15 protein-coding genes are annotated in these 17240 nt (G+C 41.7%); 3 read left to right on the forward strand and 12 right to left on the reverse strand.

Annotated elements, in window-relative coordinates:
- Positions 1-64: 64 nt before the first annotated feature.
- The 6 genes from MED222_RS21085 to MED222_RS21060 form a co-directional block, all read right to left on the reverse strand.
- Positions 65-922 carry a hypothetical protein gene (locus MED222_RS21085; protein ID WP_009844746.1) on the reverse strand — a complete coding sequence of 286 codons (858 nt, stop codon included), beginning with the start codon at positions 920-922 and terminating at the stop codon, positions 65-67.
- Entirely contained in the window at positions 922-1776 is an 855-nt protein-coding gene (locus MED222_RS21080; RefSeq protein WP_009844747.1) for an ABC transporter ATP-binding protein, read from the reverse strand. The genes MED222_RS21085 and MED222_RS21080 overlap by 1 nt, the downstream gene beginning before the upstream one ends.
- Positions 1773-2144 (reverse strand): GntR family transcriptional regulator, encoded by a 372-nt coding sequence (locus MED222_RS21075; RefSeq protein WP_009844748.1) that lies wholly within the window; start codon positions 2142-2144, stop codon positions 1773-1775. Before MED222_RS21075 ends, MED222_RS21080 begins: the two co-directional genes overlap by 4 nt.
- 226 nt (positions 2145-2370) lie before the next feature.
- Positions 2371-4113, reverse strand: coding sequence for an EAL domain-containing protein (locus tag MED222_RS21070; RefSeq protein WP_009844749.1), 1743 nt, complete (start codon positions 4111-4113; stop codon positions 2371-2373).
- Positions 4114-4960: 847 nt separating this feature from the next.
- The gene (locus tag MED222_RS21065; protein WP_009844750.1) at positions 4961-6904 is read right to left on the reverse strand and encodes a putative bifunctional diguanylate cyclase/phosphodiesterase; all 1944 of its coding nucleotides are present in this window, start codon (positions 6902-6904) and stop codon (positions 4961-4963) included.
- A 161-nt stretch (positions 6905-7065) separates the two neighbouring features.
- On the reverse strand, positions 7066-7623 hold the full coding sequence (locus MED222_RS21060; protein WP_009844751.1) for a hypothetical protein: 558 nt from the start codon (positions 7621-7623) through the stop codon (positions 7066-7068).
- A gap of 540 nt (positions 7624-8163) precedes the next feature.
- Between MED222_RS21060 and MED222_RS21055 the strand changes: the two genes are divergently transcribed.
- Both MED222_RS21055 and MED222_RS21050 read left to right on the forward strand, forming a co-directional pair.
- Positions 8164-8850 (forward strand): response regulator transcription factor, encoded by a 687-nt coding sequence (locus MED222_RS21055; RefSeq protein WP_032554994.1) that lies wholly within the window; start codon positions 8164-8166, stop codon positions 8848-8850.
- On the forward strand, positions 8843-10192 hold the full coding sequence (locus MED222_RS21050) for a sensor histidine kinase (RefSeq protein ID WP_009844753.1): 1350 nt from the start codon (positions 8843-8845) through the stop codon (positions 10190-10192). The genes MED222_RS21055 and MED222_RS21050 overlap by 8 nt, the downstream gene beginning before the upstream one ends.
- 153 nt (positions 10193-10345) lie before the next feature.
- Here the strand turns inward: MED222_RS21050 and MED222_RS21045 are convergent, their stop codons facing one another.
- Positions 10346-10897 (reverse strand): GNAT family N-acetyltransferase, encoded by a 552-nt coding sequence (locus MED222_RS21045; RefSeq protein ID WP_009844754.1) that lies wholly within the window; start codon positions 10895-10897, stop codon positions 10346-10348.
- A 226-nt stretch (positions 10898-11123) separates the two neighbouring features.
- Between MED222_RS21045 and MED222_RS21040 the strand changes: the two genes are divergently transcribed.
- Positions 11124-12389, forward strand: coding sequence for an HD-GYP domain-containing protein (locus tag MED222_RS21040; RefSeq protein ID WP_009844755.1), 1266 nt, complete (start codon positions 11124-11126; stop codon positions 12387-12389).
- 155 nt (positions 12390-12544) lie between these two features.
- Here the strand turns inward: MED222_RS21040 and MED222_RS21035 are convergent, their stop codons facing one another.
- The 5 genes from MED222_RS21035 to MED222_RS21020 form a co-directional block, all read right to left on the reverse strand.
- Positions 12545-13264, reverse strand: a complete 720-nt coding sequence (locus MED222_RS21035) for a DsbA family protein (protein WP_009844756.1) — start codon at positions 13262-13264, stop codon at positions 12545-12547.
- A 123-nt stretch (positions 13265-13387) separates the two neighbouring features.
- A complete protein-coding gene (locus MED222_RS21030) occupies positions 13388-13957 on the reverse strand; it encodes a protein disulfide oxidoreductase (RefSeq protein WP_009844757.1) in 570 nt (189 codons plus the stop codon).
- Positions 13958-13960: 3 nt separating this feature from the next.
- Positions 13961-16024 (reverse strand): protein-disulfide reductase DsbD family protein, encoded by a 2064-nt coding sequence (locus MED222_RS21025; protein ID WP_032555119.1) that lies wholly within the window; start codon positions 16022-16024, stop codon positions 13961-13963.
- Positions 16025-16119: 95 nt separating this feature from the next.
- Positions 16120-16596, reverse strand: coding sequence for a hypothetical protein (locus tag MED222_RS22250; protein WP_009844759.1), 477 nt, complete (start codon positions 16594-16596; stop codon positions 16120-16122).
- A gap of 328 nt (positions 16597-16924) precedes the next feature.
- Positions 16925-17173 (reverse strand): hypothetical protein, encoded by a 249-nt coding sequence (locus MED222_RS21020; RefSeq protein WP_009844760.1) that lies wholly within the window; start codon positions 17171-17173, stop codon positions 16925-16927.
- Positions 17174-17240 lie beyond the last annotated feature (67 nt).

The raw sequence follows: 17240 nt of genomic DNA on the forward strand, positions 1-17240 counted from the left end.
GAAGCTTTGATTTAGATTTTGATATCTGATTTGGTTACCCGTTGAGAGTTCAGAATAAGTGACTCTATCGATGGAACAGCGTCTTCAAACTCACATCGTCCGTTCTATTTAGCTTCAAGCTCAGTAGACACCCGCCAACACCAATCAGTACATAAATACCCAAAGACAAAACCGGCGCTTCTGCAATCGCACTGAATGGGTTGCTCGCCGTTAGTACCTTTATTGGTAGTGATGCGATGAGAGAGAAGAAGTCATTGATGCCATAGAATCCAAATACGGCGACCGAGAGTAACTTAATCGCATAGCTTGAGATAAAAATGACAAGCAGTGGAGAATTCACTAACTGCGAAATTGCCAGGGTAACGGTTGCTAGTGGCAATAAAACCAGTGCAACTAACATCATTCGCCCAAAGAATACCAACCAATTGCTCAGCACATAAAACAGTGATTGCTGCTCTACTATCAATGCCAATTGTTGTTCGCTTGAGACGTTCAATATCCAGAATAGGAAGTCAGCGAATAGAACTAATAGCGCGCAGATAGCCGGAATAACCACTAGACCGAAGCCTAGCTTAACGCCGTGAGTCATGGCATTGGATACTGGCATACTTCTCCAAAACATCGAACTGCCTTCTTGGCGCTCTTTACGCAGTGTTTTAGGGATGTAAAGCGTTGAAAGTATGAGTGAAATAAGGCCAGCACCAAAGTAGATCACTGAGTTGAGGTCTTGTGCAAACTCTCTGTGGATGTCGCTCACGTCGCCATTCACTTCCATTTGGAAGAAGAACTCATGCTGCGCTACGCCATTGAAAAACAAACTAACGAACAGCAAGAAACCACATAACGCGATAAATAGAGGTAATCGAGTGTTAATTTTGTGCTCGATCAGTTCTTTTTCTAGCATATAAAAAGTTGGGTGCATTATGCCTTCTCCGTCTGTGTTGCAAGGAATAGGTCTGCGAGACCAACGTTGTAGATGTTACCCAATGATTCAACTTGCGCTTTGTATTGGCCTTCCAATAACCATTTAGTGGTTCCTAGCCCAGGTTGTGAGGTCAGTGGATTAAGTTTCTGGATTTCGCTTGAGTGGTTGTTTGCGACATCGATAATGAAATAGTCGTTCTCGATGTCTTCCATGCTCTTTTGCAGCACACAATGGCCTTGTTTCAGAATCAACACATCCGTTAATAGGTGTTCAATCTCTGAAACCTCATGGCTGGCAATGATCATCGCGCGTTCGCCGTCATGGAACCACTCTAGGAGGTGGCGATAAAAAGTATCGCGGTAGAGCAGATCTAGACCTAGCGTTGGCTCATCTAAGATCAACACTTGAGTGTCGGTCGCGATAATGATTGCAAGGTGAAGTTGTACCTTCATCCCTTTAGAAAGCTGTTTGATCGTTGAAGACAGCTTAATGTTGGTGCTACTTAACGTCTGTTCTGCTTTTTGCTTGTTGAAGCTTGGGTGCACGCCTTGGGTGTATCGAAGCAGTTGTTTAACGGTCATCCACTCGGGTAGCACATTAACATCTGAAATGTACGACAGGTGCAACATGAGTTCTGCATGCTGGTGGATAGGGTGATAGCCGTTAACTTCTATCTCACCTTGATAGCTGTGTCCGCCAAGCAGTGATTTGATCAGAGTCGATTTCCCTGCGCCATTGTGGCCTAGCAGACCAAGCACTTGCCCCGGTTTTAACTCAAAGCTGATGTTCTCGACACCCACTTGATTTGAATAGGTTTTGGTTACGTTTTTCACTGAAAGTAAAGTACTCATGACTTGTCCTTTATATGTTGTTCTAGCTGTTTCACGAGTTCTTCGACACTCATATCAATGATGCCTAGCGTCTCAGCGATGGCTGGGATCTGTGTGTTGATGAATGATTGATGTGCGGACTCTTTCAATTTTTGAAGTGCCCCTTCTGCGACATACATACCTTGGCCGCGTTTTTTCTCTACCAAGCCTTCATCCACCAGTAACTGGTAGCTTTTCATGACAGTAAGGTGGTTGATCTTGAGATCGGCGGCAACCGCACGCACAGAGGGCAGTGCTTGTTGCTCTAACCAAACACCTTGAAGAATTTGGTCACTGATCTTTGCCGCTAGCTGCCTAAAGATCGGTTGGTCGTCTTTCCATTTGGTCATAATTAAAGCTGCATGGTGATATACATGTGTATAACACTAAACTTTTTATTCAGATTGGCAAGGTTTTTATAAAAATGAAGAGTATATTTTTATGTTTGAGAGAAATGTATTGGGTTATGAGAACGCTTGAAGCCTACTTCCTTGTGGGCTCTCAAGTCGTTGTATGATCAATGGCAATTAAACAAGAAAAGGGAGGTCATCAATATTTAAATGAGGTGGTAGATAATTACTCCTCCGAGTGACTAGGTCTACTGTACAGATAACCTTGATGTAGGTTGTAGCCTAACTGACATAAGATATATTGCTGCCTGCGCGTCTCGACACCTTCATAAATCATCGTGATGTTTGATAAGCGTCCAATCTCCGATATATTAAGCAATACTCCTTGATGATAATCTCCTGATTCAATGTCTTTAACAAAACAACGATCCAGTTTTAGGTAGGTCGGAGAGATAGCACTAATTATTTCAATGTTGTTGTTACCTGTACCAAAGTCGTCTAGCGCGATGGTGATTCCAAGATCTTTGATCATTTTGATGTTGTCGATGACCTCATAGCCATAGCCAATGTTTGAATACTCTGTTATTTCTACGACAAACTCATTCGCTTCCATCGTGACTAAATGCTCTTTGAGCTTTGTAAAGTTAGATCCCACCAACGCACTCGGGCACACATTGACACCGTAGATATCATGGCTGTTGTCCAACTTCGCTTTTTTTACTGTTTCAATGATTAAAATAGTATGAAAGGTCAACAAATTAGTACGTCTCATGGTGTTGATGAAACTCAGAACGCCTACGTTACGCACTCTAGACAATAACTCGTAATATAAAACGCTATTGTCGTCAGTGTTGATTATGGGCTCTTCCTCGAAGGATATGTGTCGCCAACGAAGCAGGTAAATGCCAAAGCCAAGAATATATGAGCGATAAAGTAGCGTGGCGATCACCAGAGAAAAAATGACCCACAGAAGCACAATATCATCACTGTAGAAAGTGATGGTTGCACCGGTTGGAAGTGGGGCTTGATAAATAGGCTGACTGTTTTCGCCTAGGTTTAATATGTAGTGACCATTTTTTTGTATGGAAACTGAATCAACCAAAAGAGGGAGTAATGAGTTCTTATATCTAGCTTCAATAGACCATTTAGAAATACGCGCAATGAGTTCGATGTCCTCTTTGGGGTCTGAGAAGCGTGAATAAGCAAAATCTAGGCTATCGTCAAAATTTTCAATTTGGTCTAGTTCAACCATTTTTGATTGTGTTTTGGATATGTAGCATGAACCATAAGGCGTTGTCATCAAAACAGAATCAAGGTTAAGTGAGTGCCTCAATGCGTACACTGCAACTTCGCTATCACAGCCATAGTTCATTATTTCCTCTACTATTTGCTTTGCGTTTTTACTGTATTCATCTGCAATTTTCGTTGTATAAAGGATTTGGAAGAAGTAGACAACGAACAAAAAAAATGAAGAAACGGTACAAACGGTTATAAAGCCTCTGATCAACTCTTTTTGGTAAGTGTTGAGCATCAGCTTCAACATCTCGATATGGCTGAGCTTGAATTGGTTGATGTTGTATTTTGGTGTTATACGGTTGGTTGTACTTTTATCTAGGTCGATAAAATAACCAACCTTATAAAGGTTCGAGATAAGTTCACTATTATTGTTAATTTTGGCTTTCTTACACAGATTCCTATACTTTTTTCTTATCGAAGCAATAATGTTCTTTAAAGCGTACAAGCTGAACTCTTCATCGAAGTGTAATTTAAATGACTTTTCAACATCTCTAGCAGATTGAGGGTTTGATATCGATGAATGCTCAATAAGATATTTGAAAACAAAACTTTCTTTACTATTAAGACTTTCCTCTGATATCTTATTACTGTTCCTTTTTATGTATATTTTTTCTTCATTATAAATTAATTGCAAGCTCTCATAGTTATTGTTTATATTGAAAGAACAATGCATAGCTTAACTCCTAAGCGATAGTTATTATATTTACGTGATTGATATGTGATGCTGAGATTTTCATTCAACCTAAGAGTCCTTTCTAAATAACATAACTAAAATGTCACTATTTCTCTCAAGATGTTGATACTAATCGCAGAATTTTGGGGTCAATAACAGGTTATAGAGATGTTCACCCAAAACTTGAATTTATAAATAAAAGTTGATGATTTACAAGGGGGAAAGTGGATTTATCCATTTATTTTGGCATTTATCCATTTCTAGGGGCTGGGTTTTTACTTTTTGTCTTGTTCTGTAATTTTTGTCATTCCCTCTTTGGAAAGCTAATTTGGATTTTGGTTTTATATGATTAAATTATTTATATGTCAGATCGCCCGGTTTTTTATGATTGTCTCGATATGGTTTGTTTATTGTTAATTTTGAGAATATAGTTTTATTTTCTATGTTAATTTGTATTGCACTTATTTTTACTTCTGTAGTTGGACTGTTTCTATAAGGATGGCTTGATTTTATTTTCATGTCATTTAAGTTTATGTAAATAAAGGAAATAAACTCAAGATTACCCGATTTATAAGAAAGGTAATATCTAGTATCATTTTCCAGGGCATACTATAAGTATGTCTACTTTGGTTGGTTGGATATTGATGATTATATTAAGTTAGCGTTGGGAGTAATTTAAATGGTAATTTCATTACAACCAACCAAAGTATAAATTATCTAGACTTGGGTATGACGTAAAAGTTACGTAAGCGGTATAGTTGATAGCATTTTCGCATCTACCACTTACATAATTATATTGTGCTTGGGGAATTTAATTGCTTTAGTAAGTAACCCCCTTAGAGTCGAGTTATCTACTAGACAAAAATCGCATTTCGACTTCATCGGGTGGGATAGGTTTGCTGAACAGAAATCCCTGTAAATATTGATATCCGCAACTGGTTAAGAAAGCTTTTTGTGTTTCAGTTTCGACCCCTTCCGCAACCACCATAAGCCCCAATTTTTCACAGATAGCATAGGTGGCTTGGACAATCGCTTCGCTCCCTTTATAGGTGCCATGGACGAAGCTTTTATCTAGCTTAACGGTACTAATTGGCAAGTCATGCAACATAGAGAGAGAAGAGTAGCCAGTGCCGAAGTCGTCAAGGTGTAGCTCAACGCCTAACGCTGAAATATCGTCTAATGCTTGTCTGACTTCACCGTGTTTGAAGATCATTGAGGATTCAGTGATCTCAAGGGCGATACTTTTAGGTTGTATGTTGTAGAAGTTGAGCATTGCCGATAGTTGCTCTGCAAAAGTAGTGTGCATCTGAATACACGAGATATTGATGCTCATTACCAATTCATCATCAAATTTTCGGTGCCATATCGACAGTTGCTTAAGTGCAGAGTTAAGGACCCACTTTCCGAGTGGAACAATCTGTCCAGTTTCTTCCGCTAGGCTAATAAACTCATCGGGCTCGATGTTGCCCAGATCTTTATCCGACCATCTAAGTAGGGCTTCAAACCCTTTAACTTTATTGCTATTGGTGTCCATTATCGGTTGGTAATGAAGATTGAGGTCATCACCTTCTAGTGCCAGAGTTAACCTATGGCGTATCTCTACTTGCCGATGCAGAATCTGCGCTAAATTTGGAGTAAAAGTTTGGAAGCGGTTCCGACCATTGGCTTTGGCAACATGCATCGCCATTCCGGCCTGCTTTAACAATGATTCTTTATCCGTGGCATTATCTGGAAAATGAGCAGAACCTATGCTGCAACCTACAGATAAGGTGCCAATTCCTTTTATTTGGAAGCTTTTGTTCAAAGAATCGATAATGCGAGAGCAGAGTAACGGGATATTTTGATTTTTTCGGGCGTGAGCAATCACGATGAACTCATCACCACCAAAGCGACCGATTGTGCATGTTTCGTCGAGGATCTGTTTAAGACGCTTGCCAACTTTTTTGAGTAGTTGGTCACCAACACTATGCCCATAAGTGTCATTCACCAACTTAAAGCCATCAAGGTCCACAAACATCAATTCAAAGGGCGAGTGACAGGCAATACTCGATTCGAGCCTTTTGGTGATCCCGCGGCGGTTGTAGAGCTCAGTGAGACAGTCGTGCTCTGCGTTATATCGAGCTTTAATCAAATTTTCTTTTTGTTTGGTGGTACAGGTTAGGTTTAATAGCAGTTCACTTTTGTCAAACAACCACTTTCCATGAACATCAAAGTGGTGGGTTTTATTTTCAATTTTACAGCTGACTTCCTCCAAAATGTCTCGACCTTTGCGAGCTGAAAATAACCATTGGTCTGCAACTTCTTCGCTTGAAACAAAATCGGATAGGCGACTAAACGGCGAGCCGTAGTTTTTAGAAAAAGCGGAGTTTGCACTCACTACGCTTCCCACTTTGTTGAATAAAAGAGAGAGGTTGGAACCATCAGAGTATGTGAGATCGCGTTTTAAGCTCTCTTCTTCTGCGATGACTTGCGCTAGCATCCCTGTTCGGCCATCGGGTAATGGGATTCCAGAGAAAAGACATAGTGCGCGTTTAGAAATGTATTTTGGGGTGAAGTTCCACCAAGTCTTTACACTTTGATTTCGCTGAAATTGTCTCTGATATTCTTCAAGCGTTGCTTCGATCGCTTTTGACATTTCAATACCAAAATCGCGTGAGGTCAGTTCAAATAGAGATTCAGACTCCCAAAGAGGGAGGGCACTGCTGTTTGCCCAGGTTATTCGCTTATTATCAATGTCATATATCCAGATAGGACACTTTAGATGTTCGAAAGGTTGGTAGCTGGTCATCATAATAAATTCGGGGAACTCATACTTTAATCGATTTATGCAGACAGATGTCGTGCTTTGGCAGTGCGTCTATCAAATTGAACTCTGATCTTTAACAGCCATGAAGAAGCTATGTGTTAAAGAAAAATCAGGCACTAAAGATAAATTAGCGACAAAAATAGCGTTTAAAGATTCAGTGAACGGATAATTTTGGTTACTTTTCCTTCCGGGGTGCTTTCAATCGCATAGCCTTTATTGTCCCCAAAAATTTCCCCGTTGATGAAGTTCCAACCTATTGATGTCTTGACGATTTCTTTCGGGAAGCGATCGTCGAACATTGAATGATTTGTGTATACCGTTTCAATGGCTTCAAATAATAATTGAGCTTGCTCTTGGTTAGTGACGATGAAGTCTTCTTTCAGGCACATTATTAATTCTGGAAGGGGTTGAGTAGTGAAAGGTTCAGTCATCGCGCCGACTACCCCATTATGTGAATAAAAGCGATATGAACCAGAGCTGCTTTCGTTGCCATCTGGAGACTTAATGCTTGGGGTTGTTAGATAGAAATTACAGTTGAAGACCATCTTTTGGATAATACTATTTTGTGGTGTGACTTGAATATCTATCCAAGAGCTTACTTGCGCTTTGATTTGATTCATCACCTCATGTTTATTCGGGGCAGCGGTGACTCGTGTTGCCAACAAAGCGGTCATGGTCAGTAACATTAAAAGCGATTTATTCATCTTTAAGTGGCCTTGTGACAAAGTGACTTTTGTTTAATCAGTAAGTCACGGTTGTTTATTATTGGAGTGAATGATTAGCCGAATAAATGTTACTTGAAGAACACTCTATTTTATAGAGGTGGGCATATGCTTGAAGGTTGGAAATACTAGCTGGTGGGTTATGTAATCGTTTTCTTTGGGTTGCAAAATGATCTTGATAGTTATAAAGCCTATCAACTTGTTCATTTGCAGTGTTACTAACTGTTGTGTTATTAATGTGTGGTAAGTTGATTTGAATGAGTTTTGTAAATTCTTTTAATGTAAGTGCACGTAAGAAGGTAAGCAAACGTAAGCGCTTAAGAGTCTAAGTTTTTCCGATTTTGACTGAAAATCAATCAATAAGTGAGCGTTTTTGTTGCTGAACGATGGTTTGTAAACGTGTATGTACAGAAGCGATTAATATGTTTTGCGTACGGTAAATTGGTGACTTTAATAACAATATTGATGATATATGAACAGTATATATACTGCCCTCGCTTTTAATAAATGCTGGTGATAGAAATGTCGAAAACCAAAGTGCTGATTGTCGAAGATGACCAGGCGATAGCGCGTTTAACTACGCTTTACCTCGAAGCTGAAGGCTACAATGTTAGCGTTGTCCATGAGGGGGATTTGGCAATTGAAGCGATCCGCAGTATTGAACCCGATCTCGTTCTGTTGGACTTGATGCTTCCTGGGTTGAGTGGTGCACAGATTTGTCGACAGGCTCGCGAATTCTACAATGGATTGATCTTAGTTTTGACGGCCTCTGCCGATGAAATGAGCGAGGTTAGTTTATTTAAGTTTGGCGCGGATGATTACGTCGCAAAGCCTATTCGTGGTCATGCTTTATTGGCGCGGATTGAAGCACTATTGCGTCGTGCAGCCCCTGTTGCTGAGCCTGACACGACCGCTGAAACCCCAGGTGAAATTGTGATCAACAGTACAGCTCAAAGTGCCACTCTGTATGGACAGAATCTAAAGCTCACCTCTGCCGAGTTTGAAATTCTAAATCTTCTTGTTAATAACATTTGTCAGGTCGTTACTCGAGATCAATGTTGCCAGTTATTTAGAGGTATTGATTATGCCTTTAACGACCGCTCTATTGATATGCGTGTTTCAGGGTTGCGCCGGAAGCTGCGTATGCATGCAAAAGATAAGCAGTTGATCCGTACGGTTCGTAACAAGGGGTATATGCTGGTTGTATAAGTCTATTGCGGTGAAACTTCGCTCTGTTTCTATGTTTACTCGTTTGTACCTTGGGATCGTGACTGGGATGTCGGCAACGATATTTTTGTTTTGGAACCTTGGTGAAGGACACATGCGACGAACCGAGATCGAAATGTTCCTAAATGATGGCATCTACTTTTCTGAGCAGTATGTTCGTCAACACAACCGAGAAAATTCGCTATATAAAGAACTCGACAGAACAGGCTACCAACAATTTTACATCTTTAATTTACACTTGTTGGAGAATTGGTCGGGAGAGGCTCCGTGCCAACGATGCGAGTTATTTACCATCTTAAATGGTGTACCGATATACCTAAGTGAAAATAATCTCTATTCGGCAGTATTTCAGCTACCAAATTCTAAGTTTAGCTTTGTGTTCAGTGAGGTAGGTGATTTCTTCTCACCTGAGATTGAATGGTATGAAGATTCAGAAAGAAACTTTTTTATAGGGCTTTTGTTGGCCGTTATCTTCGCTATCGGTGCAAGTGTTTACTTACCTGTGAGGCGTTTTCAAGAAAGAATAGAGTTACTTGTTGAGAAACAGAAGCAGTTTGGTAAGGGGAAGCTGAGTACTCGTTCGGAGTTAGATGAGATACATCCAGTGTCTGAGTTAGCTAATAGTTTTAACATCATGGCTGAGGAGATTGAGAGCAAAGTAAAACAAAGTCATATATTTGCTCAAGCAATTCCACATGAAGTCCGCACACCGCTAAGCCGTATTCAATTGGCGACGGATCTCTTAAGGCGGGAAGCACCAGAGCATCATCAGGTTTTTTTCGATGATATCGATACCTACATCGGGGATATCAACGACCTCACGTCAGAAATTATCATGCTGTCGAAATTGAATGTCATGGATAACTCTTTTTTCGAGCTTGTTAAAGTAAAAGCAGACCTTCGCGAGTATTGTTTAGATAGAATCCGTTACTCGGAGTTAGACAATGTTATTTTTGAGTCCCAAGTAAAGCTAGAGTGCAAGATTAAGTGTGATTGCTCGATGGCGCGTTTGGTTTTTGATAACGTGATTAAGAACGCTGGGAATTACACACTAGACAAAGTCTGGGTAACTCTGGATGAGAACTCAGAAAATTGGCTTGTTCTCATCGAAGACAATGGTCCCGGAATACCAGTGCATAAGCGTGACGAAGTATTCCTTCCGTTTTCTCGCCTAGATGCTAGCAGAGCATCGGCAACTGGTGGGTTAGGGTTAGGCCTAGCGATAGCGATTTCAGCGGCTAAGAAGCTTTCTTGGGATATTAGGATCTGCGATAGCAATCGCGGTGGTGCTAAGTTCTGTATCTTAATTCCAAAGATTGCGTAAATGATTTTAGTAAGAGACCAATTAGGCTCTTAAAAATGAAAGCCACGGTTTAATATCGTGGCTTACTATTTTAATTAATTAATTTACCAATTACCAATTACCAATTACCAATTGTCATTCACTATTAATTGGCAAAATTTACCAAGTAGAAAATCAAGCTTCGATGTTGTTGGCGCTTAAACGGTGAAGGCCATAAATAGCATGATCTATGATACGGCCATTTAAGTTCTCGTTACGAGTTATGATACCTTCTAATGTGAAATGTAAGCGCTCACAAACCTTGCGACTACTCTGGTTGCCAGTTGCAGCTGATATCTCCACCTTTTCCATATCTAACTCATTGAAAGCAATATCAATGAGCTTCTCAACTACGCGTGTAACGATCCCGTTACCTTGGTAAGTCTCAGACAACCAATAGCCTATCGTGACTTTCTGTTTGCTGTGGTCAATGGTGTTAAAGCTACAGTTACCGACGATATTGTCTTTGTACACAATCGCACATGTCATGCTTTTGCCTTCCGCGTAATCATGTAGCGAGCGCTGGATGAAGATCCTAAAGTCCTGCTCTGTTTTACAGTGCGGTGGCCATGCTAACCACTGGCTAAGATACTCATTTTGGCTTTGTGAAATTTCCGCGTAATGAGAAGCGAAGTTCTCTTCAACCAGAGCGATGGATAACTCTTCATCGATAACTGTTTTAAACATGTTTTCCCTTTTCTTTTGGCTGATGATTTAAGTGTCTTTTGGTCGGCAGGTTATAATGTCGCACAATTTTCAATATGCAACCATTTGTGGCACGAATTTTTCGTGATACGTTAAATCTATCACGAAACACATTAAACCTTATAATAATTGCGGGTATGATCGTTAGTCCTGCATTAGTATTAGCAGTCTAACTATATAAAATATATAAAAATACTAGGCTTAAGTAATGAATCAACATTGCCAAGAGGTAACCGTAGACCTAAGAAAGGCTCTATTTGGTATTGCTAAGGCGCTTGATAACGTCGGTTTTGAAAGCAAAAACCATGGACAGAGGGTGGGTTACATCGCGTATCGATGTGCTCTGAGCGTGGGGTGGGAAGAGGAGCAGGCACAGCTCGCATTTTCGTTAGGGCTAATTCACGACTGCGGAGTGTCGCAAATAGACGAGCAACGTCGACTGAATTCGGGGTTTGTTCCCGACTCGACTTATTACCATTGTCAAAAGGGCTACCAAATTTTAAAGGAGTGCCCTGTTCTTTCTATATTCGCTAAGCCAGTTCTTTATCATCATACCCCTTGGTTAGATCTAAAGACTATGAATATCAGTGAATTAGAAAAGGAACTGGCTGCAGTTGTGATGCTTGCTGACAGAGTTGACTATCTATATGGCATAACAGCTTCTGATCGTTATGGGAACCTAACCCCAGACGGTAAAGCGAGCATTATTGGACGTTTGACTGAGCAAGCGGATGAGATGTTCGAAACCAATCTTGTACAGCACATGTGTGAGTTGGTTGATCTGGATGATTTTTGGTTCTCGATGGAGACCCCTTACATCGAGAATATGAGAGATAACTTTGAACCTGTGCCCTTTTTCTCTCAGCAAATGTCGCTGGATGAGACAGTCGCCTTTGCCGAGTTTATTGCTAATGTCGTTGATACGAAAAGCTCGTTCACTTTCAAGCACTCGTTGAAGGTAGGGCAACTTTCTGAATATCTAGCTAAACAACTTGGTTATTCACACACAACGCAGAGAAAGCTCTATTTAGCTGGTTTAGTTCACGATATTGGCAAACTGCAAACCCCTGGTGACATTCTTCATAAGCCAGATTTGCTCACTGACGAAGAATACTGTTGTATTAAACGCCATGCGACAGATACTCGATTCGCGCTGCAGGAGCTGTTTAGTTCGCCTCAGGTGTGTCAGTGGGCTTCCGACCACCATGAAAGGTTAGATGGTTCAGGCTATCCGATGGGTAAAACGGCTGAAGATTTAGATCAACCTAGTAGAATTGTTGCTGTAGTCGATGTATTTCAAGCATTAACCCAGTCTCGCCCTTATCGTAAAGGTATGACACTGGAAGAAACTCTAGCGATATTAACGGACCAAGTTGATAGTTATAAGTTGGATCGAGAAGTGTTTGAATGCCTTAGAAAGCACGCAGAGTACTGTTTTGAACTATCGACGGACAAAAGAATGTACGCGTTTTAACTTTGGTCGTTTTTAGGATTCAACTCACCTTTAAATCTAGATTTAAGGTAAATGAAATATCTACTTTATTCAAACAATGAAAAAGCCGACTGTGGGTTGCGCGAGTCGGCTTTTATTCACTTCTCTTTCGAGTCTTTATCTCTATCTACGCACGATTAAAAAGCGTCATCCACGATATCTTTAAGTCGGTCGTAAGGCACATATCCTGGTAAAACATCTCCGTTCATCATCATGGTTGGAGTGCCCGTTAAGCCGAGTGCACTGAAGGTTTGGTGGTTAGTGGTTAGAACCTGGTTTTGTTCTTGAGTTGTTTTTAGTTCCGCCTCTGTTCCCGTCTTCTTGGCAACGGCTTCTAGTGAGCTTTTCGAGTGAATACCGCTTTTCGCCATCAGCAATCTATCAACTTCAGGGAATGCTTCTGGATTATCTTTCCATACTTTCATCGCGTATAGAGCTGCATTGGTATCAAGGCCATCTACTTGTTGCTGCTTAAATGACAAGTACACATTGATGATTTTGATATCACTATTTTCAGAAGCTAATTTCACTAAGCCTTTCTCTAAGCGTTTACAGAAAGGGCAGTTGTAGTCAGTGAAGTTAACGATGACTGATTTTCCGTCAGGGTTGCCCGTGATTGGGTGAGTGTCATTGTTATACAACCAATCGTGACTCTCCGTTTGAGCTTTCTTTGCTTGCGCTTGGCCTGCTACATACTGCTCTAAACTGGTATGCAGCCCTGAAATCGTAGAAGGGTTTTCCTTCAGGAACTGGTTAATTTCTTCGAGTTGCTGGGTTTGTTCTGTGCTTAACTCAGCGAAGGCACTTGTACTCATTAGTGAGCCTAAAATCAGTGTGCTAATCAGATGTTTTTTCATGTTGTTTATTCTCTAATTCTTGATAATCGTGAGCGCGTTTTGGGTCGCGCTCACGGTATTATTGTTTGTTAAATTGGCTTTAATCGGTTCATTTGCTCTGCTCTGTTTTTCTTAGTGAGCGAGTTATGCAAAGTAGGTTCTTAACCACAGGCCGATAGGGGAAGTAACGCCGGTTGCGATACTGCTAATCTTTCCATCTTTGATGATGACAATACTTGGCGTGACATTGACTCCCCAACTTCTGCTGATCGATCCAGAGAGATCATTGATAACAGGGAAGTCATACTCTTTGGCGTCTAAGAAGCGCTGAACACGTTCGTCTGGGCCAGATGAAAGTGCGACAGAAACTACTTGATGGGAGTCGCTGAAGCTATTAACCGTCGGGCTCACCAATTTGCACGCGCTACACCAAGTCGCCCAAAAATAGACAATAACGGGCTTACCGCTTTTGCTTAGCTCGATAACATCAATATCCTCACCTTGGATCGACTGACCCACGATTGGAATCGCGTCTCCTTGAGGCATGCTTCTGCTGTGGTAAAAATCCATGGCAAACGAAACCACGCCAACGATCAGTATCATTGAAACGAGTTCCTTTCCCCACTTCTTAAGACGGCTTGGCTTTTTGGTTTCAGCCTTTACAGCGTTGTCTTCAGCAGAGCTAGGCTTTTGTTCATTGTTGGGCGTCTTCATCAATTATCTCGCAGCGTCGATGGCTTGAATAACAGTGTCACTGTCTAGAATCACGGGTAATGGAATACCATTTTTATAGCTCGGGCCATAAACGATATTAAATGGCACACCAAATCGCCCATTATTTTGTAAGTATTGAGTGACACTTTCACTTGGTGTTGTCCAATCGCCTTTCATCAAAACAATGTCTTCTTGCTGTAGGTGGCTGTAGACAGGATCTTGAAGAATGACGCCAATTTTGTTGGCTTTACAGGTGATACACCATTCAGCAGTAACGTCGACAAAGACGGTTTTTCCTTCTTCGACCAACTGAGGGATTTGTTTCGCATCCAGTTTCTGCCAATCAAGGTTATCGACAATTGGCGTTGCCCAGTTATCAGCGGTAACACTGCCGACGATCAATGCAGCACCAAATACCAAGGTTGTGGTTGCCATGATAGGAATCAGTACCTTGCGCCCTAATTTCATGCCAATCCAAATTAATACTGAAACGATGATAAACAGTGACAACAAGATGGTTGGGAACTTGCCAATGAATGGGCTCAGTAGGCTTGTTAACCACAGAGTGGTGATGAACATCATTAAGCCGAATAGCAACTTAACTTTGAACATCCACGCGCCCGGCTTTGGTAGCAATTTAGTTAGGCTTGGGAATAACGCGAAGATCAACCAAGGTGCGCTCATACCAATGCCGAGTGCGATAAAGATAGCCCACAACTCTTGGTAACTTGCGCCCAGAGCATAAGCCACTGCAGTTCCTAGGAATGGAGCACTGCAAGGCGTCGCCAGTAGTGTCGCAAACATGCCTTGGATGAAGTGACCGGAATGGGAATCATCGCCTTTGGTTGCCATCCAAGTGTTTAAGCCTGACGGAAGCCTGAATTCGAATAGACCGAGTAGGTTAACTGAGAACAGTAGGGTGATGATCAGCATGAACCCGATGAACCAAACATTTTGGAACTGGATTCCCCAACCAATCGCATTGCCACCCATTTTTAGAACGGCCATGCCTAGAGCTAGTAGCGCAAACGAAGTGATAACCCCCGCAGCAGACGCTAGGAATGAGAGTCGGATGTGGCGGTTTGAAGCACCTTGGTTCTGAATGATGCTGTTTAGCTTCATCCCTAACACGGGTAGAACACACGGCATGATGTTGAGGATCAAACCGCCCACTAACGCAAAGCCGAGCATGACTAGAAAGCTGTTGTTGCTTGTTTGGTAAGCTATCGGGTCTGACCCAACTTGCGCGGTCATCTCTTCTGCAAAGTTAGTATCTGAAACGGTAATACTCACTGTGCGATCCGTTAAGTCGACCTCGCCGATCCAGTTACTCACATCGAATACTGCGGTCATTGTATTGTCTGTGATGTGGACGGTTGGTGGAGAGAAGAAGTCATCAAGCACTTCTTGTCCATCAATCAATACCATCGGTTTATCCCAGCCTTCCTTACTTGTTAGCTGAGTCACCAGTTGTTGTTTGCTTTTATCCCAGAACAGGCCGTTCACTGAAGTACGGTTAGCTTCTCGTGGAGATTGGCTCATGCCTTGATTGAACAAGAACATCGCTTCTTCATCGAGCTCTAATGTTTGCGGATCAATCGGCAGCTCGATGTCGTAATCGGTTAACACACAGATATTGGTACACGACGGAAAGGTGAACGACGCCTTGAACAGTGCTGGCTTTGTGTTGTCTTTCAGTGTCAACGTAACGGGAAAGCTAACGTGTTTTTTGTAGCCTAACGTCATCACGTCGAGTTGTTCGTAGTACTTAGGGATCGGCCAATGCCACTCTACCGATTCTATGTTTGTTGAACCAGACCAGTCCCAACTTGGCGGGATACCACCTTCGCCGGGGCTACGCCAATAGGTTTTCCAATCGCCATCGAGAACGACATCAAGCACCGTTTGAATCTTAGAACCGTCGTCCGATTGTTCACCCGTCGACATCATTCGCATCTTGACTGGTGGATGTTCAGGCACGCTGAGCCAGCCCGTCGTCTGTGCCAAAGCAGTAAATGACGTCATAACCAAAAGGGTAGTGACTAGCGCTTTCGCGCATGTACGCATGCAGGATGCCGCCGAATCGACAAACTTAGTTAGTAGTGTGTTGTACACAAATGTATCTCCAAAAAATAAATAAAAGGGTGTAGTTGCCCGGTTATTTACTCTCTAAATATACAGTGCTTTAGATGTAAGCGGTGTTTTGTAGGTCGAGAAGAGCGATGGTTATCTCTAGACAATCTCGATATGTGCGGTGATAGGCTGTACGCAACAGCAATAAACAGGATAAAAGGAATCAGCCAACCTGTTTTAGGTGTCGCGAATGTGAGCATTTTGGAGCTTAGGCTGCACGCGCTAGAGTTTGGCGCTGACAGAGTTTTAGAAGCTTCTAAACCAAAAACGCTGGCATAGAGCTCAGACATTTTATCGAAAGATGCGACGATTGCTTGTGGGTGGCTGGTTTCTGCGCCGACAAGTATTGATTGTCCAATTAAGGAAGCTGAAGTGGTTACTTTGTTTGCAGACAGCGTACTCGCCAGACAAGTTACGATAACCAGTCCGGTAAGGAACAGCGCACAAAGCGAATGCTTTTGTCGGCGGTTCTGTGTGGATAAGATAAGTAGCGATGTGTTCAGCAAATCAGTCAGTAATCTAATCAGTTAATAGTTAATAGTTAAAGCGAGCTCATTGAATTACGGTTAGCTTAAATAAGATCTCTTCGAGTCACAAGTCATGAAATTGTTAAAGTGAAACGATGCATAAATGCGATATACCGTAGATACACGATGCATAAACAACAACTCACGCGAATACGACATTGAGTTCTAGATAAAGTTCACAACAACTGGAAGTTATCGCTAATTTATCCTGTATAGAATGCTCTATTCATCATGAGGAGATACAAAAAAGCCCAACAGATCGCAGATGGACATATTGGGCTTTAACCATTGGTGCTATTGGAAAGATTTAGTGAGAACGGCGAGGACCGTTGCGCACAAGGTCTTTACCATTTTCAAAGATTTCTTTAGTGATCCAGCGAGCGAGTAAAACCTTGTGACTGCTGTTGAATACTGCAACGAAATGACGACCATCAGAATTATTGGTAGCCATACCTACGCCTTCAACGTCTTCAAGACCTAAGCCCCCTGCTTCTACTGAAATTAGGAATTGCTCTAGCTCTTCTAGAGACTCAATAACATCAAGTTCGTTGTTCATTTTTATGCTCTTTTGCTGTGAGCCAACATAGGATTTAAGGCGATTTAGTACATGCACCTAAATGACG

The organism is Vibrio sp. MED222, from assembly GCF_000153005.1.
GTDB lineage: Bacteria > Pseudomonadota > Gammaproteobacteria > Enterobacterales > Vibrionaceae > Vibrio > Vibrio tasmaniensis_A.